20 protein-coding genes and 1 pseudogene are annotated in these 23,718 nt (G+C 70.2%); 2 read left to right on the forward strand and 19 right to left on the reverse strand.

The genetic code is table 11. The features are described 5' to 3' along the window. The first annotated feature begins 59 nt into the window (after positions 1 to 59). Entirely contained in the window at positions 60 to 917 is an 858-nt protein-coding gene (gene ppgK / locus ACX80J_RS10215) for a polyphosphate--glucose phosphotransferase (RefSeq protein ID WP_459347677.1), read from the forward strand. Between the two features lie 204 nt (positions 918 to 1,121). Here ppgK and nrdR read toward each other — a convergent pair whose 3' ends face one another. From nrdR to ACX80J_RS10230, 3 genes are all read right to left on the reverse strand, one after another. Beyond that, on the reverse strand, positions 1,122 to 1,619 hold the full coding sequence (gene nrdR / locus ACX80J_RS10220) for a transcriptional regulator NrdR (RefSeq protein WP_459347736.1): 498 nt from the start codon (positions 1,617 to 1,619) through the stop codon (positions 1,122 to 1,124). Positions 1,620 to 1,725: 106 nt separating this feature from the next. Next, positions 1,726 to 3,090: a histidinol dehydrogenase gene (gene hisD / locus ACX80J_RS10225; RefSeq protein ID WP_459347678.1), complete on the reverse strand. Its 1,365-nt coding sequence runs from the start codon at positions 3,088 to 3,090 to the stop codon at positions 1,726 to 1,728. A gap of 83 nt (positions 3,091 to 3,173) precedes the next feature. After that, positions 3,174 to 3,701, reverse strand: coding sequence for a hypothetical protein (locus tag ACX80J_RS10230; RefSeq protein ID WP_459347679.1), 528 nt, complete (start codon positions 3,699 to 3,701; stop codon positions 3,174 to 3,176). A gap of 134 nt (positions 3,702 to 3,835) precedes the next feature. Between ACX80J_RS10230 and ACX80J_RS10235 the strand changes: the two genes are divergently transcribed. After that, the gene (locus ACX80J_RS10235; RefSeq protein ID WP_459347680.1) at positions 3,836 to 4,366 is read left to right on the forward strand and encodes a flavin reductase family protein; all 531 of its coding nucleotides are present in this window, start codon (positions 3,836 to 3,838) and stop codon (positions 4,364 to 4,366) included. Between the two features lie 16 nt (positions 4,367 to 4,382). Here the strand turns inward: ACX80J_RS10235 and dnaE are convergent, their stop codons facing one another. From dnaE to ACX80J_RS10315, 16 genes and pseudogenes are all read right to left on the reverse strand, one after another. Beyond that, a complete protein-coding gene (gene dnaE / locus ACX80J_RS10240; protein ID WP_459347681.1) occupies positions 4,383 to 7,922 on the reverse strand; it encodes a DNA polymerase III subunit alpha in 3,540 nt (1,179 codons plus the stop codon). A 69-nt stretch (positions 7,923 to 7,991) separates the two neighbouring features. Further along, complete coding sequence (locus tag ACX80J_RS10245) at positions 7,992 to 8,933, reverse strand: RluA family pseudouridine synthase (RefSeq protein WP_459347682.1); 942 nt, start codon at positions 8,931 to 8,933, stop codon at positions 7,992 to 7,994. Further along, positions 8,917 to 9,426, reverse strand: a pseudogene (gene lspA, locus ACX80J_RS10250) (signal peptidase II); the annotation flags it as partial. The pseudogene lspA and the gene ACX80J_RS10245, both read right to left, overlap by 17 nt. Before the next feature lie 436 nt (positions 9,427 to 9,862). After that, complete coding sequence (locus tag ACX80J_RS10255; protein ID WP_459347683.1) at positions 9,863 to 10,495, reverse strand: DivIVA domain-containing protein; 633 nt, start codon at positions 10,493 to 10,495, stop codon at positions 9,863 to 9,865. A gap of 147 nt (positions 10,496 to 10,642) precedes the next feature. Continuing rightward, positions 10,643 to 10,933 (reverse strand): YggT family protein, encoded by a 291-nt coding sequence (locus ACX80J_RS10260; RefSeq protein ID WP_087073684.1) that lies wholly within the window; start codon positions 10,931 to 10,933, stop codon positions 10,643 to 10,645. 60 nt (positions 10,934 to 10,993) lie between these two features. Next, positions 10,994 to 11,512, reverse strand: a complete 519-nt coding sequence (locus tag ACX80J_RS10265; RefSeq protein ID WP_301228464.1) for a cell division protein SepF — start codon at positions 11,510 to 11,512, stop codon at positions 10,994 to 10,996. Between the two features lie 96 nt (positions 11,513 to 11,608). Beyond that, the gene (locus ACX80J_RS10270) at positions 11,609 to 12,376 is read right to left on the reverse strand and encodes a YggS family pyridoxal phosphate-dependent enzyme (protein WP_459344719.1); all 768 of its coding nucleotides are present in this window, start codon (positions 12,374 to 12,376) and stop codon (positions 11,609 to 11,611) included. Further along, entirely contained in the window at positions 12,364 to 13,104 is a 741-nt protein-coding gene (locus tag ACX80J_RS10275; RefSeq protein WP_459344720.1) for a polyphenol oxidase family protein, read from the reverse strand. Before ACX80J_RS10275 ends, ACX80J_RS10270 begins: the two co-directional genes overlap by 13 nt. Before the next feature lie 11 nt (positions 13,105 to 13,115). Then, positions 13,116 to 14,315 carry a cell division protein FtsZ gene (gene ftsZ, locus ACX80J_RS10280; RefSeq protein WP_459344721.1) on the reverse strand — a complete coding sequence of 400 codons (1,200 nt, stop codon included), beginning with the start codon at positions 14,313 to 14,315 and terminating at the stop codon, positions 13,116 to 13,118. A gap of 256 nt (positions 14,316 to 14,571) precedes the next feature. After that, complete coding sequence (locus ACX80J_RS10285; protein ID WP_459347684.1) at positions 14,572 to 15,384, reverse strand: cell division protein FtsQ/DivIB; 813 nt, start codon at positions 15,382 to 15,384, stop codon at positions 14,572 to 14,574. After that, positions 15,381 to 16,745 (reverse strand): UDP-N-acetylmuramate--L-alanine ligase, encoded by a 1,365-nt coding sequence (murC, locus tag ACX80J_RS10290; protein WP_459347737.1) that lies wholly within the window; start codon positions 16,743 to 16,745, stop codon positions 15,381 to 15,383. The genes ACX80J_RS10285 and murC overlap by 4 nt, the downstream gene beginning before the upstream one ends. Before the next feature lie 176 nt (positions 16,746 to 16,921). Beyond that, positions 16,922 to 18,085 (reverse strand): undecaprenyldiphospho-muramoylpentapeptide beta-N-acetylglucosaminyltransferase, encoded by a 1,164-nt coding sequence (gene murG / locus ACX80J_RS10295; RefSeq protein ID WP_459347685.1) that lies wholly within the window; start codon positions 18,083 to 18,085, stop codon positions 16,922 to 16,924. Continuing rightward, complete coding sequence (gene ftsW / locus ACX80J_RS10300) at positions 18,082 to 19,476, reverse strand: putative lipid II flippase FtsW (RefSeq protein WP_459347686.1); 1,395 nt, start codon at positions 19,474 to 19,476, stop codon at positions 18,082 to 18,084. The genes murG and ftsW overlap by 4 nt, the downstream gene beginning before the upstream one ends. Continuing rightward, positions 19,476 to 21,053 carry a UDP-N-acetylmuramoyl-L-alanine--D-glutamate ligase gene (gene murD / locus ACX80J_RS10305; protein WP_459347687.1) on the reverse strand — a complete coding sequence of 526 codons (1,578 nt, stop codon included), beginning with the start codon at positions 21,051 to 21,053 and terminating at the stop codon, positions 19,476 to 19,478. The genes ftsW and murD overlap by 1 nt, the downstream gene beginning before the upstream one ends. Continuing rightward, positions 21,050 to 22,150 carry a phospho-N-acetylmuramoyl-pentapeptide-transferase gene (gene mraY / locus ACX80J_RS10310; protein WP_459347688.1) on the reverse strand — a complete coding sequence of 367 codons (1,101 nt, stop codon included), beginning with the start codon at positions 22,148 to 22,150 and terminating at the stop codon, positions 21,050 to 21,052. The genes murD and mraY overlap by 4 nt, the downstream gene beginning before the upstream one ends. Then, positions 22,147 to 23,718, reverse strand: coding sequence for a UDP-N-acetylmuramoyl-tripeptide--D-alanyl-D-alanine ligase (locus tag ACX80J_RS10315; RefSeq protein ID WP_459347689.1), 1,572 nt, complete (start codon positions 23,716 to 23,718; stop codon positions 22,147 to 22,149). The genes mraY and ACX80J_RS10315 overlap by 4 nt, the downstream gene beginning before the upstream one ends.

The following is a 23,718-nucleotide window of genomic DNA, read 5'->3' on the forward strand; positions in this document are numbered from 1 at the left end:
ACCGCACCACCCCCAGTCCGGCTAGCGCCGGCCGCCCAACCACTCGTCGACGGAGAATCATGGCCAAGGACACGGACAAGAAGAAATCGAAGAAGCTCCCCGCAACGGTCATCGGAGTCGATATCGGCGGCACGGGCATCAAGGGCGGCATCGTCGACCTCGAGAAGGGCGTGATCGTCGGGGAGCGCTACCGCATCCCCACACCCAAGCCGTCCACGCCCGAGGCTGTCGCCGAGGTCGTCGCCCAGATCGTCGCCGAGCTCTCCTCGCGGCCCGAGGGTCCCGCCGCCGACGTGCCCGTCGGCGTGACCTTCCCGGCCATCATCCAGCACGGCGTGGCCCGCTCGGCGGCGAACGTCGACAAGAGCTGGGTCAACACCGACGTCGACGCCCTCTTCACGAAGGTCCTCGGACGGGACGTCCACGTCATCAACGACGCCGACGCGGCAGGGCTCGCGGAGGTCCGCTACGGTGCGGGCAAGGGCAAGCTGGGGACCGTCTTGGTCATCACCCTCGGTACGGGCATCGGCTCCGCCTTCATCTTCGACGGCCGGCTGGTTCCCAACGCCGAACTCGGTCACCTGGAGATCGACGGGCACGATGCCGAGACGAAGGCATCGGCCGTGGCCCGCGAGCGGGACGGGATCGACTGGGACGAGTACGCCGTGCGGCTCCAGCGCTACTTCTCACACGTCGAGTTCCTCTTCTCGCCCGAGCTGTTCATCGTGGGCGGCGGCATCTCGAAGCGGAGCAGCGAATACCTGCCGTCCCTCCAGCTGCGCACCCCGATCATCCCGGCACAGTTGAAGAACCACGCCGGCATCGTGGGCGGCGCCCTGCAGGCGGCGCTGCTCCTGGGCACCAAGCGCCATACGCCGGCCGGCGCCCTCGCCCTGACCCCACCCGACCTGGGCTGAACGACCTGGGCTGAACGAACGGAGAAGCCCGGTACGGCTGCTCGCCGTACCGGGCTTATTCGTGCCTGCATCCGGCCGGGCCCTGGGTCCCGAACCGGGCGTCCGCGTTTCTCCTCGATCGTCGTGCCCGGCAGCTGCGGGCTGACGTGGTGCCGGTGGTGGCGTCGGCTTCCCCTCCGCAGCCACCACCGGGGTTCCGGGGCGCTAGTGCGCCGTCAACGGCCTCCGCGCCCCGCTGGGCACGCGCTCGTTGTCCTTCGCCTGCTGGCGGAGGGTCTGGATGGCCTCTTCGAAGTCCTCGAGCGATTCGAAGCCCTGGTAGACGCTCGCGAAGCGCAGGTACGCGATCTGGTCCAGCTTGCGCAGCGGACCGAGGATGGCGAGCCCCACCTCGTGGGCATCGATCTCGGCGACCCCGCTGGCACGGACGTTCTCCTCGACCTCCTGCGCCAGGAGCGCGAGGTCGTCCTCCGTCACCGGCCGGCCTTGGCATGCCTTGCGGACACCGTTGATGATCTTCATCCGGCTGAACGGCTCTCCGGCGCCCGACCGCTTGACGACACTCAGGCTCGTGGTCTCGACCGTGCTGAAGCGGCGGCCGCACTGCGGGCAGAGGCGACGGCGGCGGATCGCCGACCCGTCGTCGGCCAGGCGGCTGTCGACGACCCGGGAGTCGGGGTTGCGGCAGTACGGACAGTACATGGCTCCCCTCCCGTCGCTGGCGATCGTCCTGCCCATTTTAGGACTACATGTGGTGAAACAACAACACTGTAATTACCAGATGTGGTGCTCGAGGTCCGTCGGGGGCTCAGAGGGCGCCGTCGAAGCGGGCGGTGACGGCCTCGCCGTGCGCGGGCAGGTTCTCCGCACCCGACAGCGCGACGATCGAGGACGACACCTCGAGCAGCGCCTCGCGGTCGTAGTCGACGAGCTGGACGGCACGCAGGAAGGTCGTGACGTTCAGGCCCGAGGCGAAGGCCGCCGTCCCGCTGGTCGGCAGGACGTGGTTCGACCCGGCGCAGTAGTCGCCCAGGCTGACGGGGCTGTAGTTGCCGACGAAGACGGCACCCGCATTGCGGATCCGCCCCGCGACGGCCCGGGCATCCGCCGTCTGGATCTCGAGGTGCTCGGCGGCGTAGGCATCACACACGGCGATGCCGTGGTCGAGGTCGTCGACGAGGATCACGCCCGACTGGGGACCCGAGAGCGCCGTGCGGACCCGATCGGCGTGCCGGGTGGCGGCGGCGCGCCGCTGGAGGGCCTGGACGACGGCGGTCGCGAGGTCCTCGGAGTCCGTCACCAGGACCGACGCGGCCTGGGGATCGTGCTCCGCCTGGCTCACGAGGTCGGCGGCGACGAGGTCGGCGTCGGCCGTGGCATCCGCGAGGACCGCGATCTCCGTGGTGCCGGCCTCCGAGTCGATGCCGACCCGCCCGCGGACCAGACGCTTGGCGGTGGCGACGAAGACGTTGCCCGGACCGGTGATGACGTTGACCGGATCGATGGCGTGCTGCCCGGACCCGTCGGCCTCCCCCTCGACGCCGTAGGCGAGGGCCGCGATGGCCTGGGCCCCGCCCATCGCGTACACCTCGGTGATGCCCAGCATCGATGCCGCGGCGAGGATGACCGGGTGCGGCCAGCCGCCGACCTCCTTCTGCGGTGGCGATGCGAGGGCGATCGAGCCGACGCCGGCGGCCTGCGCGGGCACCACGTTCATCACCACGGAGGACGGATAGACCGCCAGACCGCCGGGGACGTAGAGCCCCACGCGGTCCACCGCGATCCACTTGTGCGTGAGGCGGGCTCCGGGGGCGACCTCCACCTCGACGTCGTCCGGGACCTGCGCCCGGGCGAAGATCCGCGCGCGCCGGATTGCTTCCTCGAGTGCTGCCCGCACCGGGGCGTCGAGCCCGGCGACAGCCGCTTCGATGATCGCGGCGGGGACGCGGGGGTGCTCCTGCTCGACGCCGTCGAACCGCTGCGCGAAGTCCCGCAGGGCCTCGAGGCCACGCGACCGGACGTCGTCGATGATGGCCTGGACAGCCGCTTCGGAGGAGGAGGCGCTGGCGGCTGCCCGGGGCATGGCGCCCTTCAGCTCTCCCGGGGACAGGGTCCGGCCGCGCAGGTCGATGGTGCGGAAGCCGACGGTCGGGGTGGTGGGCGCTGGATTCACCCTGAGAGTCTACCGGGAGGGCAGGGAGCGCAGAGTCCCGGTCAGCCCGGCTCCGCCGACGCGGAGCGCGCAGCTCCGCGCGGTCAGCTCCGCCGGCGCGACAGGCCGAGAAGGGCGGTGGCGAAGATGATGACGGCGGCGACGGCCGGCCAGACGGCGAGCGCTCCGTAGGACTGCAGCAGGAACGCGGAGCCGGGCACGTCGTCGCGCCCCTGCGGGCCGAGGAGGTGGGCGAGGCCCTCGCCGACCACCAGGGCGAGAACGGAACCGAGGACCGATCCGCCGACGGCGGCGAGGATCCGGGCCACCACCCCGGGCAGCCCGAGGCGGAGGGCGACGACCGTCCCGACGGCGATACCGGCGACCAGCTCGAGGCCCGCGAGGGTCAGGTCGCGGAGCAGCCACTGGTCGGCGGAGACGGGGTCGCCGAAGAGGCGCCCCGTGGGTGCGAGGAGCCACCAGGACGCTCCGACCAGGGCACCGAGCAGGATCGTGGATCCCAGCCACCAGATCACGCCCAGGGGCGGCACGGACCTCCGGTCCTCGGCCACGGCGTAGACCGGAGGTGGATACGTGCTTGATCCGGTGTCCGGCTCCTGGCGTGCATGCATGACTTCTACATTAACAAACCGCGCCCGGCGCGCGGTGCGCGCCTAGTGTGGTGGTGGCAGCGTAGATGGCCGTCGGCATCGGACCGGTCATCCGCAACCGCGTTGTCCGCCGACGTCGATCCCGGAGGAACCACGTGAACAACCCGAGCCCCGCCCCGACAGGCCTGCCGTCCCCGTCCGAGCCTCACGGGGAGTCCTTCCGCGAGGTCTTCCGCCGTCACGCCGCAGGCGTCGCCATCATCACCGCGGTGTACGACGGCGTCCCCTACGGCTTCACGGCCACCTCGGTCGCCTCGCTGTCCGCCGAGCCGCCCCGCTTCTCGTTCAACATGGCCCGGACGTCGTCCTCATGGCCCGCCGTCGCGAACACCAATTTCGTGGGGGTCCACATGCTCAGCACGGAGAACGAGGGCCTCGCCAACCGCTTCGCCCGGACGAAGGACCGCTTCACCGGCGACCACTGGGAGCCGGGACCGGAGGGCGTCCCCATCATCCGCGATGTCGCCGGCTGGCTCGTGGGCCGCATCAGCATGCGCCTGTCCTTCGAGAACAACGCCGTGGTCGTCGCCGAGGTCATCGCGGGGAACATCGGGCCGGACGGCGCTCCCCTGCTCTACCACGGCGGCAGCTACGGCACGCCGACGGCCACCGACTACGTCATCTGACGGCGTCGTCCATCCGTCAGGCGTCGAGGCAGGCGGGACCGAGCAGCACCTTCAAGTCACCGAACAGACCCGGCGTCGGGTTCACCCGCAGGTCGACGCCGAGCTTCATCACCTCGACCGTGCGGGATCCGTTCAGGCGGATCAGCACCTCGCTCGTCCCAGGGTGCGTCCGCAGGACGTCACCGAGCGCGGTCACGGCCGTCTCGGTGGCCTTGTGCTGCAGCATCGAGATCACCACGGGCCCGGAGTGTCCCTCGCTGAGGTCAGGCACCGTGAGTTCCTGCGCGTTGAGCATCACGGCGCCGTCGTCCCGGCGCTGCAGGCGTCCGCGGACCACCACGATCAGGTCCTCCGCCAGGACCGCCGAGATGGGGCCGTACACCTGCCCGAAGAACATGACCTCCATGGACCCGGCGAGGTCCTCGACCTCGGCCCGTGCGTAGGCGTTGCCGCTGTTCTTGGCGATCCTGCGCTGCAGGGACGTGATCATGCCGGCGATCGTGACGATCGCGCCGTCGGCCGGTCCCTCCTCGCTGATGATCGAGGGGATGGACGAGTCCGCGTGCTGGCTGAGGATCCCCTCGAGGCCCTGCAGCGGGTGGTCCGAGACGTACAGCCCGAGCATGTCCCGCTCGAAGGACAGCTTGTCCTTCTTGTCCCACTCCGGCAGGTCGGGGACCTCCACGGACAGGCCGCCGACCGAGTCCGGGCCGTCGTCGAACGCGCTGAAGAGGTCGAACTGGTTGGCCGCCTCGTTGCGCTTGAGCACGATCACGGAGTCCACGGCCTCCTCGTGGATCATCGCGAGGGCCCGGCGGGGGTGCCGGAGCGAATCGAAGGCGCCGGCCTTGATGAGCGATTCGATGGTGCGCTTGTTGCAGACCACGGCGGGGACCTTCTGCAGGAAGTCGCTGAAGGACGTGAAGGCGCCCTTCTCCTCCCGTGCGCCCACCATGGCTCCCACGACGTTCGCGCCGACGTTGCGGATGGCGCCCATGCCGAAGCGGATGTCCTTGCCGACCGGGGTGAAGTTGACGCTCGACTCGTTGACGTCGGGGGGCAGCACGGTGATGCCCATGCGGCGGCACTCGTTCAGGTAGATCGCCAGCTTGTCCTTGTCGTCGCCGACACTGGTGAGCAGTGCCGCCATGTACTCCGCGGGGTAGTGCGCCTTGAGGTACGCGGTCCAGTAGGACACGAGCCCGTAGGCCGCGGTGTGGGCCTTGTTGAACGCGTAGTCGGAGAAGGACTCCAGCACGGTCCACAGTTTGTCCATGGCCGCCTGGGAGTAGCCGTTGGCCTTCATGCCCGCGAAGAAGTCCGCCTGCTGCTTGTCCAGCTCGGACTTCTTCTTCTTGCCCATGGCCCGTCGGAGCATGTCCGCCTGGCCGAGCGTGAAGTTCGCGAGCTTCTGCGCGGCCGACATGACCTGCTCCTGGTACACGATGAGGCCGTACGTCCCGCCGAGGATCTCCTCGAGCGGTCCCTCGAGTTCGGGGTGGATCGGCTCGATGTCCTGCAGCCCGTTCTTGCGCAGGGCGTAGTTCGTGTGCGAGTTCACACCCATGGGCCCCGGCCGGTACAGCGCCAGGACGGCGGAGATGTCCTCGAAGTTGTCGGGGCGCATGAGCTTCAGCAGGGAGCGCATGGGCCCGCCGTCGAGCTGGAAGACACCGAGGGTGTCCCCGCGCGCCAGGAGCTCGTAGGACTCCTTGTCATCGAGCTCGAGGTCCTCGAGGACGAGGTCCACGCCCTTGTTCGCCGTGATGTTCTCGACGGCGTCCGTGATGATCGTGAGGTTCCTCAGGCCGAGGAAGTCCATCTTGATCAGTCCGAGCCCCTCGCACGTGGGGTAGTCGAACTGGGTGATGATCTGGCCGTCCTGCTCACGGCGCATGATCGGGATGATGTCGATCAGGGGGTCGGAGGACATGATGACGCCCGCCGCGTGCACGCCCCACTGGCGCTTGAGCCCCTCGAGGCCGAGGGCCGTCTCGAAGACCTTCGCGGAGTCGGCGTCGGTCGTGAGGAGCTCCCGCAGTTCCTCGGCCTCGGAGTAGCGCTTGGCGTCCTTGTTGTGGACGTCCGCGAGGGCGAGGCCCTTGCCCATGACGTCCGGCGGCATGGCCTTGGTGAGGCGCTCCCCGGTGGAGAACGGGTAGCCCATGACGCGGGAGGAGTCCTTCAGGGCCTGCTTGGCCTTGATGGTGCCGTACGTGACGATCATGGCCACGCGCTCGTCGCCGTACTTCTCCGTCACGTAGCGGATGACCTCGGAGCGGCGCCGATCATCGAAGTCGACGTCGAAGTCGGGCATGGAGACGCGCTCGGGGTTCAGGAACCGCTCGAAGATGAGGCCGTGCTTGAGGGGGTCGAGGTCGGTGATGCGCATGGCGTACGCCACCATGGAGCCCGCGCCGGAGCCACGGCCCGGGCCCACCCGGATGCCGTTGTTCTTGGCCCAGTTGATGAAGTCGGCCACCACGAGGAAGTACCCCGGGAAGCCCATCTGGGTGATGACGCCGACCTCGAACTCCGCCTGCTTGCGGACGTCGTCGGGCACGCCGGCCGGGTAGCGGTACTGCAGCCCGGTCTCGACCTCCTTGACGAACCAGGACTGCTCGTTCTCGCCCTCGGGGACCGGGAACCGCGGCATGTAGTTGGCCTTGGTGTTGAAGTCGACGTCGCACCGCTCAGCGATGAGCAGCGTGTTGTCGCAGGCGTCCGGGTAGTCCCGGAAGATCGCCCGCATCTCGGCCGGCGACTTGAGGTAGAACTCGTCCGCGTCGAACTTGAACCGCTTGGGATCTGCGAGGGTGGATCCCGACTGCACGCAGAGCAGCGCCGCGTGGGCCTTGGAGTCCTCGGCGTGGGTGTAGTGCAGGTCGTTGGTGGCGACGAGCGGCAGGCCGAGCTCCCGGGCGAGCTTGATCAGGTCCGCCTTGACGTTGCGCTCGATGTCGAGTCCGTGGTCCATCAGCTCGCAGAAGTAGTTCTCGGCGCCGAAGATGTCGCGGAAGTCCGAGGCCGCCTGTTTCGCCTCGTTGTACAGGCCGAGGCGGAGCTTCGTCTGCACCTCGCCGGACGGGCACCCCGTGGTCGCGATGAGGCCCTTGCCGTAGGTCTGGAGGAGGTCGCGGTCCATGCGGGGCTTGTAGAGGTAGCCCTCGAGGGACGCCAGCGAGGACATCCGGAACAGGTTGTGCATGCCCTCGGTGGTCTCGGACCACAGCGTCATGTGCGTGTACGCTCCGGCGCCGGAGACGTCGTCGCGCCCGCCGCCGCCCCACTGGACGCGGGTGCGGTCGTTCCGGGCGGTCCCCGGCGTGAGGTACGCCTCGACCCCGATGATGGGCTTGATGCCGGCGCTCTTGGCCTTGCTCCAGAAGTCGAAGGCACCGAAGACGAACCCGTGGTCCGTCGTGGCGAGGGCGCTCATCCCGAGTTCCTCGGTGTGGCTGAACAGGTCCGTCAGGCGGGCCGCGCCGTCGAGCATCGAGTACTCGGTGTGGTTGTGGAGATGGACGAACGAGTCGGTCGATGCAGGAGTAGCCACCGGACAAGTCTAGTGCGCCGGCGCCCTGGGGACCGCCGCGGGACTATCCTCCGAGGTCGACCCGGCGTGTCACACGAGGCCCCTGGACAGCGCGGTCAGGGCGTAGGCCAGGTCCACGGGATAGGGGCTCGTGACCGAGACCGGCTCGCCTGTCCGGGGGTGGGCGAAACCGAGCCGGTGGGCGTGCAGCCACTGCCGCGTGAGGCCCAGTTCGGCTGCCAGGCGCGGGTCCGCGCCGTAGGTGAGGTCGCCGGCGCAGGGGTGCCGGAGCGCGGAGAAGTGCACGCGGATCTGGTGGGTGCGGCCGGTCTCGAGGTGCACCTCCACGAGGCTCGCCCGGCCGAACGCCTCGAGCACCTCGTAGTGGGTCACCGAGTCCCGGCCTCCCTCCATCACGGCGAAGCGCCACTCGTGGTGGGGATGGCGTCCGATGGGAGCGTCGATGGTCCCCGTGAGCGGCTCGGGCAGGCCCTGCACGACGGCGTGGTACACCTTCTCGACCGTCCGCTCCTTGAAGGCACGCTTCAGCGCGGTGTAGGCGGGCTCGGTCTTGGCGACCACCATCGCGCCCGAGGTACCCACGTCGAGCCGGTGCACGATGCCGACGCGCTCGGGCGCACCCGACGTCGAGATCCGGTAGCCCGCGGCGGCGAGGGCACCGACGACGGTGGGTCCCACCCAGCCCGGGGACGGGTGCGCGGCGACGCCGACCGGCTTGTCGACGACGACGAAGTCCTCGTCGTCGAGCAGGATGCCCATGCCGTCGACGGCTTCCGGGATCACGCGGTGCTTGTCCTCGGGGTCCGGCAGGTCCACGTCGAGGCGGTCGCCGGCGTGGACGCGGTCCGACTTCGCCAGGCGGGTCCCACCGCGCAGCACCCTGCCGTCGGCGCACCACTGGGCGACCGCCGAGCGGGAGACGCCGAGCAGGCGTGCGAGGGCCGCATCGGCGCGGCTGCCGCCGTCGGACTCGGGGACGACGACCTCCTGGTGCTCAGCGGCCATCGCCATCACGCTCCCCGGTCCTGCCCTCCGGCGCGTCGGCCCGTCCGGCCGCCTGCGTGTCCGAGCTGCGCCGGCCGTCCATGCCGATGCCGCGCAGGGTCAGGATGCAGATGAGCACCACCCCGCTCACGACGGCGGAGTCCGCGATGTTGAAGATGGCGAAGTTCGGCAGCGCGATGAAGTCCACGACGTGGCCCTGGCCGAACGAGGGTTCCCTCAGCAGCCGGTCCGTGAGGTTGCCGAGCGCCCCGCCGAGGACCAGGCCGAGCGCCACCGACCAGCCCCAGGAGGCGATGTTCCGCACCTGCAGCGCGATGGCGACGGCCACGACCACCATGATGATCGTGAAGACCCAGGTGTAGTCCGTCCCGATCGAGAAGGCCGCTCCCGGATTCCGGATGAAGCGCCAGTTGAGCAGGGGCGGGAGCACGGGGATGATCTGGCCTTCGCTCATCGTGGACACCACCCAGGTCTTGGTGAGCTGATCGATCACGTAGGCGGTGAGCGTGCAGAGGAGCATGACGACGCCGTACCGGGCCGGGACCCGGCGGGCATGGCTCCGCCCCGGGGCCGCGCCGGCGGCCGTCGCAGCGCCCGCCGGGCCAGGGCTCGCAGGTTCCGGACCCGCAGGTTCCGGGGAGGCGGACCCCTGGCCGGCTGCGCCCGGGAACCCTGGACTCGGCGCGGAGTCCGGGGACTGGGCGTGGAGGAACCGGGCGTGCGGGGGCTGGGCGTCCGGGACCGCGGACGATCCGGTCTGCGGCTCGGGAGCGGGTTCGGCGGGCTGGTGCTCGTTCACGATCTGTCCAAGGTGTAGGTGCTGGGTGGTGTGCCGCGGCAGCGGCCGAAACGGCGGAAGGGCCGGTCCCCGGGGTGTGCGCCCCGGCAACCGGCCCTTCTCCTGCTGCCCGGCCGGAACCGGGCGGGACGTCCTGCTAGGAAGCCGCCGCGTCGGTCGCGAGGGACCCGCGGGCGTCCAGATCGCGCAGCTGGCCTTCGATGTAGGCCTTGAGGCGGGCGCGGTAGTCGCGCTCGAACCCGCGCAGCTGCTCGACAGTGCTCTCGAGCACGGACTTCTGGTCCTCCAGCTCGCCGAGGATCGTGCGGCTCTTGTCCTGGGCGTCGTTGACCAGGCCATTGGCCTCGAGCTGGGCTTCGGCGATGATCTTGTCGCGCTGCTCGAGACCGGCGGTGACGTACTCGTCGTGCAGGCGCTGGGCCATGGCGAGGACACCGGCAGCGGACTCGGCGGTGGTGGTCGACGCGGCGGGTGCGGCGGGAGCGGGCGTAGGCTCTTCGACGTCGGCGGCGACCGCCGGCACATTGTCCTCCGCGGGGACCTCGTCGGTCTTCGTGCTGGCGGCGACCGGCGACGGTACAGCGGTCGTCGGCGAGACGTCCGAGGAGCCTCCCGCGGCCTTGCGCAGTTCCTCGTTCTCGGCGTTCAGGCGGCGGAGCTCGACGACGATCTCGTCGAGGAAGTCGTCCACCTCGTCCTGGTCGTAGCCCTCGCGGAACTTCGTCGGCTGGAATCTCTTGTTGACAACGTCTTCTGGCGTCAGAGCCATATGGTCACCTCATACTGATAGGAGCCGGCTCGCCTGCTGGCGGGGCCGAGCTGCGGTACCGGACTGTGGACATGAACCGCTGGACTCACGTCGAACTGGAATTCAGCGTATATCTTCTGGAACTTCATCATGAAACGGACGGGGACGCTAGGCTGCGAGGCCCGCCGACACGGACATCAGGATCAGCACCAGGATGAAGAGCACCAGGAATGCGAGGTCGAGCTGTACGCCGCCCATGCGCAGCGGCGGGATGAGCCGGCGAAGGCCCTTGACCGGCGGATCAGTGACCGAGTAGACGCCCGAGGCAAGCACGAGGGCCAGCTTCTGCGGGCGCCAGTCACGCGCGAACCCCTGGACGGCGTCGTAGATGATCCGCAGGATCAGGGCGAGCTGGAACAGCATCAGTACCAGGTAGATCAGGGCAAATACCAAACTCACAGAGCGGTTCCAGTCCTTCGGGCCTTGATGGGTCGGACGCGACCGTGACGGCCGCTGGGCTCAGCTCTGGTTGAAGAAGCTGGTCTGCGCTTCGCTGGCCTTCAGGTCCTCGCCGAGTACTTCAATATACGACGGCGACAGCAGGAACACCTTATTGGTGACCCGCTCGATGCTGCCGTGGAGCCCGAACACGAGCCCTGCGGAGAAGTCCACCAGACGCTTCGCGTCGGCCTCCCCCATGTCGGTGACATTCATGATGACCGGGATCCCGTCGCGGAAGCTCTCGCCGATAAGCTTGGCGTCGTTGTAGGAGCGGGGGTGGATCGTGGTGATCTGGCGCAGGGCGGCGGAGTCCTCGCGGGACGACGGCGCGCGCTTGATCGGCGTGACGGGGGCACGGTATTCCTCGGCGGGGGCTACCCGGGCGGCAGGAGCCGGCTCGAGATGGCGTTCGTCGCGGTCGTAATCCACTGAATAGTCCTCGTTCCTGCTGTGCGCGCTTTTCGCTTCGGGCTCGTAGTGCTCGTCACCGTCGGCGAGCCCAAGGTAGATCATTGTCTTGCGCAGTGCGCCAGCCATGGTGACTCCTGTTCTGAGAGAGAGTGGATCGTGGACTCCGGTGCGTGCCGCATGCCGCACCCGGCTACCCGTCGTGCCGCCGTTACAGCCTCGACGCTACCCCACGGCCGGACGCGGACCGAGGACATCAGAACCAATCCGCAGGTGTGTCGCCCCGGCCGCGACGGCCTCCTCGAGGTCCCCGCTCATACCCGCCGAAACGGCCGTGGCGGACGGGTCGACGGCCCTCACCGAGTCGGCGATGCGCAGCAGCCGCTCGAACGCAGCCGCGGGCGGCGTGCCGAGCGGCGCCACGGCCATTACGCCTGCGAGGCGCAGGCCCGCGGTCGCCGTGACGGCCTCGGCGAGTGCACCGGCCTCGCGGGGAAGGGCTCCTCCCCGGCCGCCCGAGGTGGCCTCGGCATCGAGCGTGAACTGGAGGAAGCACTCGAGGTCGTCCCGCGCTCCGAGCCCGGCGGCTGTCCGCCGTTCCTGCTCGGCCGCGACGGCTTTGCCCAGCGCCGCCACCAGCGCGGCGCGATCCACCGAGTGCACGCTGTGCGCGTAACGGACGACCGACTTCGCCTTGTTGGTCTGCAGCTGACCGATGAAGTGCCACGCCAGTGCGAGGTCCTCCAGCTCGGCCGCCTTGGCGGCGGCTTCCTGGTCGCGGTTCTCCCCGACGTCCCGGACCCCGAGGTCGGCGAGGATGCGCAGGTCGGAGGACGGGAAGTACTTGGTCACCACGATGAGCTCCGGTGCGCTCCGCCCCGCAGCCTCTGCCGCCGTCGCGATCCGCTTCCGCACCGCACCGAGCCGGGCCTCGAGGTCCCGTGCCCGGGTGCCGTGGTGCTGCACGCGTCCGTCCTCGGTCACGCCCGCCACACCAGGCCGGCGATGCGGCCGGCCCCCGGTTCGCGGCGATGGGAGTACAGGGCGGGGTTCTCCAGGGTGCAGGACTCCCCCCGCACCGGTTCGACCCGGACGGAGGACTGCTCGAGCTGTCGCCGGACCGCTGCGGGCAGGTCGAGCGCCGGCGTCCCGGTCCTCGTCCTGGCTGCGGCCTCCGGAAGGGTGCGTGCCATGGCGCGCATCATGTCCTCGGGGACCTCGTAGCAGGCACCGCAGACGGACGGGCCGATCCAGGCGGACAGGTCCCTCGCGCCCAGGCCCCGCAGGGAGCGGACGGCACCCTCGATGATCCCGTTGCCGACGCCGGCACGGCCGGCATGTACCACGGCCGTGGCGCCGGTGCCGCCCTCGGCGAGCGATACGTCCGCGAGGACGATCGGCACGCAGTCGGCGACGAGCACCGCCAGCGGCTCGGTCCCGTGCGGGGAGATCATGCCGTCCGCGTCGGGCGCACCCGCCGTCCCGTCCAGAACGGCGACCCTGTCGGAGTGGGTCTGGCTCATGAAGCGCAGCGATCCCGCGGCGATCCCCATGTCATCCTCGAGGCGGCGCCGGTTGCCGCGGACGCCGTCCGGGTCGCTCCCCACATGGAGGGCGAGGTTGCCTGCACCGGTGGAGGTGAAAGCCACCCGGAGTCCCGGACGCACCTCCTCGTTCCAGTGGAACGGGGACGCGCGTCCGGGACCTGCGGCTGCCTGCATGAACGGCCGGACTACTTGAGGAAGTCGGGCACGTCGAGGTCGTCCGAACGCCCGGCGGACAGGTCGGGCTCCACGATGGCGGGAAGGTCCACGTCGAAGCCCGAGTCCGCGGGCACGGCCTGGATGTTCTGCGCACGCTGCTGCGACCAGGCGCCGAGGCCGGCGGTGGCTGCCCCGGCCATGCGGTGCTGGTCCCCGCCGACGCTCGGCGCGACGGCCGGCCTCGAGGCGGGAGCAGCGGCCGCGACCGGCTGCGAGGTGGCGTCGACCTGGTCGAACCCGGCCGCGATGACGGTGACGCGCGCTTCGTCGCCAAGCGCGTCGTCGATGACCGCACCGAAGATGATGTTCGCCTCCGGGTGCGCGACTTCCTGGACGAGGCGTGCGGCCTCGTTGATCTCGAAGAGGCCGAGGTCGGAGCCACCCTGGATCGAGAGCAGGACACCGTGGGCGCCGTCGATGGATGCTTCGAGCAGCGGCGACGCGATGGCGAGCTCCGCGGCCTTGACGGCGCGGTCCTCACCGCGCGCCGAGCCGATACCCATGAGCGCCGAGCCGGCGCCCTGCATGACGGACTTCACGTCGGCGAAGTCGAGGTTGATCAGGCCCGGCGTGGTGATGAGGTCGGTGATGCCCTGCACGCCGGAGAGCAGCACCTGGTCCGCCGAGCGGAAGGCGTCGAGCATCGAGACGTTGCGGTCGCTGATGGACAGCAGCCGGTCGTTCGGGATCACGATGAGAGTGTCGACCTCCTCGCGGAGGGTGTCGATGCCGCTCTCGGCCTGGTTGGAGCGGCGCCGTCCCTCGAAGGTGAACGGGCGCGTGACCACGCCGATGGTGAGGGCGCCGAGGGATCGCGCGATGCGGGCGACGACGGGAGCGCCGCCGGTACCGGTACCGCCGCCCTCTCCTGCCGTGACGAAGACCATGTCCGCCCCGCGCAGGACTTCCTCGATCTCCTCGGAGTGGTCCTCCGCGGCGCGGCGGCCCACCTCCGGGTCGGCGCCGGCGCCGAGGCCGCGCGTGAGTTCGCGTCCGACGTCGAGCTTCACGTCGGCGTCACTCATGAGGAGCGCCTGTGCATCGGTGTTGATGGCAATGAACTCGACGCCGCGGAGTCCCACCTCGATCATGCGGTTGACGGCGTTCACGCCGCCGCCGCCGATGCCGACGACCTTGATGACGGCCAAGTAATTCTGAGGTGCTGCCACGTCCTGTGTCCCTTGTTCGAATCTGTGTGCTGTACGGGGGCTGCCGGTGATCCGGCTTCAACCTTTACCCGAAAAACGTTAACGTTCAGGTTGAGAGTTAATGTTATGTCAAGTAACTTCTATGTTTGACGCTAGGTGCAAGCGATCCGCGTTGCAATGACCGAACGCCGCGTGTCGGCATGTCGCTTGCCGCGCGCCTCCTTAAGGCTAGACTTCCGCCCGGCTTCGGATGGCCTCGGCCTGCTTCGATCCGGCCTCATCGCGTCACCGGACGGTCGGGAGTGCTCACGTCGAACTCCTTCACCGGCGGGTCCGTGGCGCGCATCGCCAGCAGCGCCTCGAGTACCTTCGCCTTCTCGGCGCTGCGCTCGGCGCTCCCCCAGAAGATCCTCTGGTCCCCGGACAGCGACAGCTGGATCGAGTCGACGCTCCTGGCCGATGCGCTCTTGAGCCGGGACAGGACGGGAACGGGCAGCTCGGCCAGGACCGCGGTGATCGAGGAGAAGACCTCGGAGTTGACCGCGTCGGTCCCGCCGTCGATCAGCGGCAGCTTGACCTCCTCGCGCCCTACGACACTCGACAGCTGGCGCCCCTCGGAGTCGATGAGCACGAACCCGCGTCCGCTCTGCAGCACCGCGACCGGCACGCGCTCCTGGATCATGACCACGAGCGTCGACGGCGGCTCGGCCGCGATCTCGACGTCCTCGATGGGCGCCTTGTCCGCCAGCAGGTCGCGCACCTGGTCCGGCGAGATCCGCGTCAGCGACGTCCCCATCAGCGGAGCGAGCGCCGAATCGACCTCGGCCGTGGGAACCAGCGAGTTGCCCTCCACCACGACGGTCCGCAGGGCGAGTGCCGGCGAAAAGACCACGTACGCGACGACGCCGCCCAGGCACAGCAGCACCGCGGTGATCGCGAGCACCGCGTTGCGCACCCGGTGGGTCCGCCGCGGAGCCGGGAAGTCGAGGATCGTGCCCCGCGGCAGCGGGCCGTCCGCCCGGTCGAGCAGCGAGACCTTCCCGCTCCCCCGGTCCGCGGCACGCGTGACGGGAGGCTTCCTCGGCGTCACTCCCCGGCCACCGATGGTCCGGGGGCGGTGGCGCGCTCCCTCAGCAGGCCGACGAGCTGGTTCCCGTACTGCGTGACGTCCCCCGCGCCGATGGTGAGGATGATGTCGCCGGACCGCGCGTGGCCCGTCACCGTGCGCAGGGCCTCGGCAGGGTCCTCGCTGTACGCGGCGCCTGCTCCGGGCATGAGCTGCGTGATCGTCCAGCCTCCGACGTCGTCGACGGGGTCCTCACGCGCCGCATAGACCGGGAGCACGGTCGCGGTGTCGGCGAGGGCCAGTGCGTCGGCGAAGCCTGCCGCGAATTCCCGGGTCCGCGAGAAGAGGTGCGGCTGGAAGAGGACGTGCACCCGGTGCTCCCCCGCCACCGTCCTGGCCGCGGTCAGGGCCGCCTGTACTTCCGTCGGGTGGTGCGCGTAGTCGTCGAAGACCCGGACGCCGTCGCCCTCCCCCCTCACCTCGAAGCGGCGCGCTGCGCCGGTGAAGGAGGACAGCCCTGCCGCAGCGACAGCAGGATCGACGCCGAGTTCCAGCGCGACGGCGAACGCCGCGGCGGCATTGAGGATGTTGTGGCGCCCCGGGACGCGGAGCCGGAGCTCCTGCTGGGCATCGAGGCCGTCGACGAGGAAGGAGAGCAGGCTGTCGGTGGCGCTGCCGGCAGCCCTGGTCCCGCTGATCCGGATGTCCGCCGTCGCGGCGTAGCCGTACGTCCGGACGCGGCGTGCCGCGGGGACGCCCGCGGCGAGTGCTGCAGCCCCGGCGTCGTCGGCGCAGGCGACGAGGAGCCCGTCCTCGGGAAGGCGCCGTGCGAACTCCCGGAAGGCCGAGTGGACGGCGTCGGCGGTGCCGTAGTGGTCGAGGTGGTCCGCTTCGACGTTGGTGACGACGGCGATCCCCGGCGTGTAGTTCAGGAAGGACCCGTCCGACTCGTCGGCCTCGGCCACGAACACGTCCCCGCCGGTCCACTCGGCGTTGACGCCGAGGGCGGCGACGTCCCCGCCGATGGCGAAGGACGGGCGGAGCCCGGCGCTGCGGAGCAGCACGGTGATCATGGCCGTCGTCGTCGTCTTCCCGTGCGTGCCCGCGACGGCGATGGCCTGCCGCCCGGTCATGGCGGCTGCGAGTGCCTGTGAGCGGTGCAGGACGGGGAGTCCACGGCGGCGGGCCTCCAGGAGTTCCGGGTTCGCGTCGCGGATCGCGGAGGAGATCACGACCGTCCCTGCCTCGGGGACGGCATCGGCGGAGTGGCCCACGGTCACGTCCGCGCCGAGTGCCGCCAGCGCGCGGAGGCTCCGGGACTCGGCGGCGTCCGACCCCGACACCCGCAGGCCCTGGCCGAGGAGGACCCGCGCGACAGCCGACATCCCTGCGCCGCCGAGTCCGATGAAGTGCACGGGTTCCTGCAGTCCGGCTTCGCGTGCCGGCGCGGTGCTGCTCGTTGCGATACCGCTGCCTTCCGTTCCGCCCGATCTCCGGGCCGTCGTCGTTGCCTGGTTCCGGAGGGCCGGAACCGCCGGCCCTGCCGCCTCGTGCCCGGCGTTCATCGCCCGGCCCCCGCCGCGGCGAGGACCAGATCGGCCATCCGCCGGTCCGCGTCGCGGACGCCCTGCGCATGGGAGGCCGCCGACATCCCGCCGAGCCGCACGGGGTCGGTGACGAGGGTCAGCACGTTCTCCCGGATCCATGCGGGGGTGAACGCAGCGTCGTCCACGAGGACGGCCCCACCGGACTCCACGAGTCCCGCGGCGTTGAGCCGTTGCTCTCCGTTGCCGTGCGGCAGGGGGACGAGCACGGCGGGCAGGCCCACAGCGCTGATCTCGCTCACGGTGGCGGCACCGGCACGGGCGATGAGCAGGTCGGCGGCGGCGTAGACCCGCTCCATGCCGTCGACGTACTCGATTTGATGGTAGCCGGGCGTGCCGAGCGGGGCGCCGTCGTTCCCGGGGACCTGCTTGCCGCGACCGGTGATGTGCAGGACCTGCACCCCGGCGGCGGTCAGTTCGGGGACCGCCGCCGCCACGGACCGGTTGAGGCTCACCGCTCCCGAGGATCCGCCGGTCACGATCAGCGTCGGGCGGTCGGGATCGAGCCCGAGGGAGGCGCGGGCTCCTGTCCGGGCCGCCGCGCGGTCGAGATCCGCGATGCTCCTGCGCATCGGCATGCCGACCAGGACCGCATCGGCGAGTCCCGTCCCCTCGAACGCGACGGCGACGCGTGCCGCGATCCTGGCCCCCACCCTGTTGGCGATGCCGGGACGTGCGTTCGCCTCGTGGATCACGACGGGCACGCGTCGCGTCCACGCCGCGAGGTAGACCGGGGTGGAGACATAGCCGCCCACGCCGACGACGACGTCCGCCGCGGCGTCGGACAGGATCGTGCGCGCCTGCCGCACGGCGCGCACGAGGCGGGCCGGGAGCTTGACCAGGTCCGTCGACGGTCGCCGCGGCAGGGGCACGCGGTCGATCGTCCGCAGCTCGAAGCCGGCGGCCGGGACCAGGCGGGTCTCCATGCCTGCCTCGGTCCCGACGGCGGTGATGCGTGTTCCGGGACGCTGCTTGAGGATCGCTCCGGCGATGGCGAGCAGGGGGCTGACATGCCCGGCTGTCCCGCCACCCGCGAGGACGACCGACACCGTGCGTTCATCCGTGCGTTCATCCGTGCGTTCGACCGTGGGTTCAACCGTGCGTTCAGGGCGGGATGTCATGAAAGGACGTGGCTTCTTCCGGAGGTGGGAGGGGCGGGCGCGTGCGGTGTCTTCCGCGCGAAGGACAGCAGGACGCCGACGGCGGCGAGTGTGAACGTCAGCGCGGAGCCGCCGTAGGAGATGAACGGCAGCGGTACGCCGATGACGGGCAGCAGGCCCGTGACCATGCCGATGTTGACGAAGGCCTGGCCGATGATCCAGACGAGGACGGATCCCATGAGGATCCGCACGAAGGGATCGGTGTAGCGCAGAGCGACCCGGATGGTGGCCACGGCGAGGATGCCGAACAGGAGCACGACGACGAGGGTGCCGATCAGCCCGAACTCCTCGCCGATGATCGCGAAGATGAAGTCGTTGTGCGCTTCCGGGATCCAGTTCCACTTCTGCCGGCTCTGTCCGATCCCCACGCCGAACCAGCCGCCGGAGGCCATGGCGAACAGGCCGTTGTTCGACTGCAGGCAGAGGTCCGCACCGTCGTCGCAGTTCAGGCCCAGCCACGCGCTGATGCGCCCGCCGCGGTTGGAGCTCGTCGCCACCATCAGGAGGGAGCCCGCCAGCGCGACGGCCCCGGCGAGGGAGAACAGCTTGAGGGGCGCGCCCGCGAAGAACAGCGCCGCCCCGGCGATCATCATGAGGACGAGTCCGGTTCCGAGGTCCCCGCCGATGAGGACGAGGCCGATCGGCAGGCCGCCGAGGGGCAGCGCCGGGATCATGGCGTGTTTCCAGTCCCGGATGAGCCCCTTCTTCCGCTCGAGCACCGCGGCGAACCAGAGTGCCAGTGCGAGCTTCGTCGGTTCGGACGGCTGGAAGGTCTGGGAGCCGATGCGGATCCAGTTCTTGTTGCCGTTGATCTCCACGCCGATCAGGAGCACCAGGATCAGCAGCACGATGGCGATGCCGAGGCTGGGCCAGGCGAGTGCCTTGTAGGCGCGGGGGCCGAGCCTGGACAGCACGAGCATCAGGACGAGGCCCGCCCCGGCCCAGATGGCCTGCTTGAGGAAGAGGTCGAAGGTGTGCTTGCCCTCGGAGATGGCCTCGACGGACGAGGCCGAGAGGACCATCATCAGCCCGATGGCGGTCAGCGCGAGGGCCGAGCCGAGAATCAGGTAGTAGCTCGACCCGGAAGGGGCCCGGTCGGAGCCCTCGAGGAAGACCCAGCCGCGCCGTACCAGCGCGCGGACGCCCCCGTCTGTCCGCTCGGAGTGGGTGGGGTGCTCCGCCGTCGCCGGCCCCCCGGGCTTGATGGTCCGCGCCCTGGCGGCGGCACTCCCGGCGGTCGTGCTGCCCGCCGGAATGGCGTTGCCGGGGCTGGCGGTCCTGCCCGCCTCCTTGGTCCGGACCGGCCGGACGGAGGGCTTGCGTCCTCCGGGCCTGGTTGGGGTGGCCACCATTACGACTCCTTCGCGGTTGTCCCCTGTCCGCCACGCGCACCGACGGCCGCCATGAAGGCGGCCCCCCGGTGCGCGTAGGAGGAGAACTGGTCCATAGAGGCAGCGGCCGGAGCCATCAGGACCGTGTCGCCGTCCCGGGCGAGACGCCCGGCTTCGGCGACGACCCACTGCATCAGGGAATCGCTGGTCACCGGATCGGACGATCCGCCGCCGTCCCCTTGTCCAGTGTGAAGGCTCGGGTGGAGGGAGACCGGAACATCCGGTGCGTGTCGGGAGAGGGCGCCCAGGAGCGGTTCAGGGTCCTCGCCGAGGAGCACGACGGCCCGGAGACGCCGTGCATGGGTCTTCACGAGGTCGTCGTACGAGACGCCCTTGGACAGCCCGCCGGCGATCCAGACCACGGAGGAGAACGAGGCCAGGGACGCGGAGGCCGCATGGGGATTGGTGGCCTTCGAATCGTTGATCCAGAGCACTCCCCCCTCGTTCGCGACCACCTGGATGCGGTGGTCCCCCGGCTGGAAGGCCCGGATGCCGTCGCGCACTGCCGACGCCGGTATGCCCGCAGCGCGGACGAGGGCCGCAGCGGCCAGGGCGTTGGCCACCAGGTGCCGCGGGACGACCTCCCCGAGCTCGCTGATGGAGGCGAGCTCCGCGGCCGAATCCTTGCGCTGTTCGATGAAGGCGCGGTCCACCAGCAGGTCCTCGACGACGCCCATCATGCTGATGGAGGGCATGCCGGTCGTGAAGCCGACGGCGCGGCAGCCCTCGACGACGTCGGCCTCCTCGACCATCTCCTCCGTCTCGCGCTGCTCGACGTTGTAGATGCAGGCGATCCTCGTCCGCTCGTAGACCGAGGCCTTCGCGGCGAGGTAGGCCTCGTAGCTGCCGTGCCAGTCCACGTGGTCCTCGGCGATGTTGAGGCAGACGCTCGCGAGCGGTGAGATGGAGTGGGCCCAGTGCAGCTGGAAGCTGGACAGCTCGACGGCGAGGAACTCGTAGCCCTGGGGGTCGCGGATGACGTCGAGGATCGGTGTGCCGACATTGCCTGCCGCGACCGCCCGTTTCCCGGCGGCGAGGAGCATGGATTCCGTCAGGCCGACGGTGGTCGTCTTCCCGTTGGTCCCGGTGATGGTCAGCCATTCGGCGGTGGGGCGGCCCTCACGGATGCGCACGCGCCACGCGAGCTCGACGTCGCCCCAGATGGGCACGCCGGCGGCTGCTGCCTCGGCGAGGAGCGGCTGGGTGGGCCGCCAGCCGGGAGAGGTCACCACGAGGTCGGCCCGCTCGCCGTCGACGAGCGGCAGGGAGGCGGCAGAGTCCGGGCCGAGCAACACGGCGTGCGCTCCCACGATGCGCAGGGTGTCGGCCTTCGCCTCGTTCTCCTCGGTCGCACCGCCGTCCACCACGACGACGACGGCGCCGAGCTCGATCAGCGTGTCGGCTGCGGAGAAGCCCGACGCTCCGATGCCGGCGACGACGACCCGCAGGCCCGCCCAGTCCGCATCCCAGGTGGTCAGGTCCCTGACGCGCGGCGTCTCCCAGGGAGGGGCACCGGCGGTGCCGTCCGCTTGCCTCATCCGACGACCCATTCCGCGTAGAAGATTCCGAGTGCGCTGGCCACGAACAGCCCGGCGAGGATCCAGAACCGTACGACCACCGTGACCTCCTGCCAGCCCTTGAGTTCGAAGTGGTGCTGCAGGGGTGCCATCTTGAAGACGCGCTTGCCGCCCGACAGTTTGAAGTAGCCCACCTGGATGATCACGGACAGCGTGATCATCACGAACAGTCCGGCCAGGATCACCAGGAGGAGCTCGGTGCGGGACAGGATCGCGAACCCGGCGATCGCGCCGCCGATGGCCAGCGAGCCGGTGTCACCCATGAAGATCTTCGCCGGTGAGGTGTTCCACCAGAGGAAACCGATGAGCGCTCCGCACATGGCGCCGGCGATGAGCGCGAGGTCCAGCGGGTCCCGCACTTCGTAGCAGACGCTTCCCGCGCCGGGCGCACCGCAGTTCTGGTTGCTCTGCCAGATACCGATCAGGAGGTAGGCGCCGAAGACGAGGACCGATGCGCCGGCCGCCAGCCCGTCCAGGCCGTCGGTGAGGTTCACGCCGTTGCTCGCCCCCGTGATGATCAGGTTGGACCACACGACGAAGAGGATCGCCCCGACCAGGGTCCCGGCGAAGGCCAGGTCGATCGGCGTGTCACGGATGAACGAGATCGCGGTCGAGGCCGGGGTGCGTCCGTTGTCGTCGGGGAACTTCAGGGCCAGGACGCCGAAGGTCACACCGACGGCGGTCTGGCCGATGATCTTGGCCGGTGCGCTCAGGCCGAGGCTGCGCTGCTTGGAGATCTTGATGAAGTCGTCGGCGAAGCCCACCAGTCCCATGCCTGCGGTCAGGAACAGCAGCAGCACTCCCGACGCGCTGGGGCCTCCCACCGTCGAGCCTGTCGCCATCATGAGCAGGTGCGTCAGGAAGTAGGCCAGCAGCACCGATCCGACGATCACCGCCCCACCCATGGTGGGAGTGCCGCGCTTGGTGTGGTGGGCTGTCGGACCGTCGTCGCGGATGAACTGGCCGTACCCCTTGGTCACGAGGAACCGGATGAAGAGGGGGGTGCCGACGAGGGCGAAGAAGAGTGCCGAGGCCGAGGCTATGAGGAGTGCGATCACGGCTGCTGGGCCTTTCCGGAAGCGTCAGGTCCACTGCCGGCTTCGATGGGTGCGTTCTGGGCGGCGGGCTCCTTGTCCGGGGTGTCCCCCGGCGGGCCGTCCGGGGCGTCACCCTGGCTGCCGGCCGGCGCCGGCGGGGCCGGGAGGTCCCGGGCCACACGATCCCCGAGGAAGCGCAGTCCTGCGCCGTTCGAGGACTTGAGCAGGACGATGTCACCCGGCTCCAGCTCGGCGGCAAGGAGCCGCTCGGCGGCCTCGACGTCGTCGACGTGGACCGCCTCGCTCCCCCAGGAACCCTCGAGCACGGCGCCGTTGAACAGCGCCCGGGTGTTGGGCCCCACACAGATGAGCTTCGAGATGTTCAGGCGCACCACCACGCGGCCCAGGAGGTCGTGCTCCTCGATGGAGCGGTCCCCGAGCTCGAGCATCTCGCCGAGCACCGCCCAGGTCCTGCGGCGTCCGCGGCCGAGCTCGGCGAGCGTCCGGAGCGCTGCACGCATCGACTCGGGATTGGCGTTGTAGGCGTCGTTGATCACGGTCACGCCATCGGGGCGCTCGGTGCGCTCCATGCGCCAGCGGCTCGCCGCGGTCTGCACCCGGAGGCTCGCCGCGATGCGCTCCGGGGCGCAGCCGAGCTCGTAGGCGACGGTCGCCGCCGCGAGCAGGTTCCCCGTGTGGTGCAGGCCGAGGAGCGGCGAGACGACGTCGTGCTCGCTGCCGTCGGGAAAGACCAGCAGGAAGGAGGGGTTGCCGTCGGCGGTCGTGGTGCTGTTGTGCGCCCGGACGACGTCCGCGTCCGCTCGGAAGTCCTCGGAGGACGTGAAGAACGCGGTCCGCGCGCGGGTACGCCCCCGCATCGCGAGGACGCGCTCGTCGTCCGCGTTGATGACGGCCGTGCCGGCCGGTGCGAGGGCCTCGAAGAGTTCGCCCTTGGCCCGGGCGATGTTCTCGACCCCACCGAACTCGCCCGCATGCGCCGATCCGACGCCGAGCACGACGCCGATGTCGGGCTGGACGAGCGAGGCGAGGTACGCGATGTGCCCCGGCTTGGTCGCGCCCATCTCGATGACGAGGTACCGCGTGTCCCACCCTGCTTCGAAGACGGTCAGGGGGACCCCGACCTCGCCGTTGTAGGAGCCGCGCGGCGCGACCGTGGGCCCCTCCGCCGCCAGGATGCCGGCGAGGAGGTCCTTGGTGGTGGTCTTCCCCGCCGAGCCGGTGATGCCGATGACGGTCACCTCTCCGTTCCCGCGGAGCCGGCGGACCGTCTCGGCGGCCAGCTCGCCCATCGCGAGGACGGCGTCGGGCACGACGACGGCGGCGAACGGCGTCCCGTCGGGCCGGGAGACCTCGCGCTCGGCCAGCGCCAGGACGGCGCCGCGTTCGAAGGCCGCTCCCAGGAAGAGGTGCCCGTCGGACTCCTCGCCGGGCTTGGCGACGAACAGGGACCCGGGCACACACTCCCGCGAGTCGGTAGCTGCGGAGGTGACGGTGATGGAGGTGGATCCGGCTCCCACCAGGACACCGCCCGTGAGTGCCGCGATCTCGGCTGCGCTGAATTCAATCAT

This window comes from Arthrobacter rhamnosi (assembly GCF_054510975.1).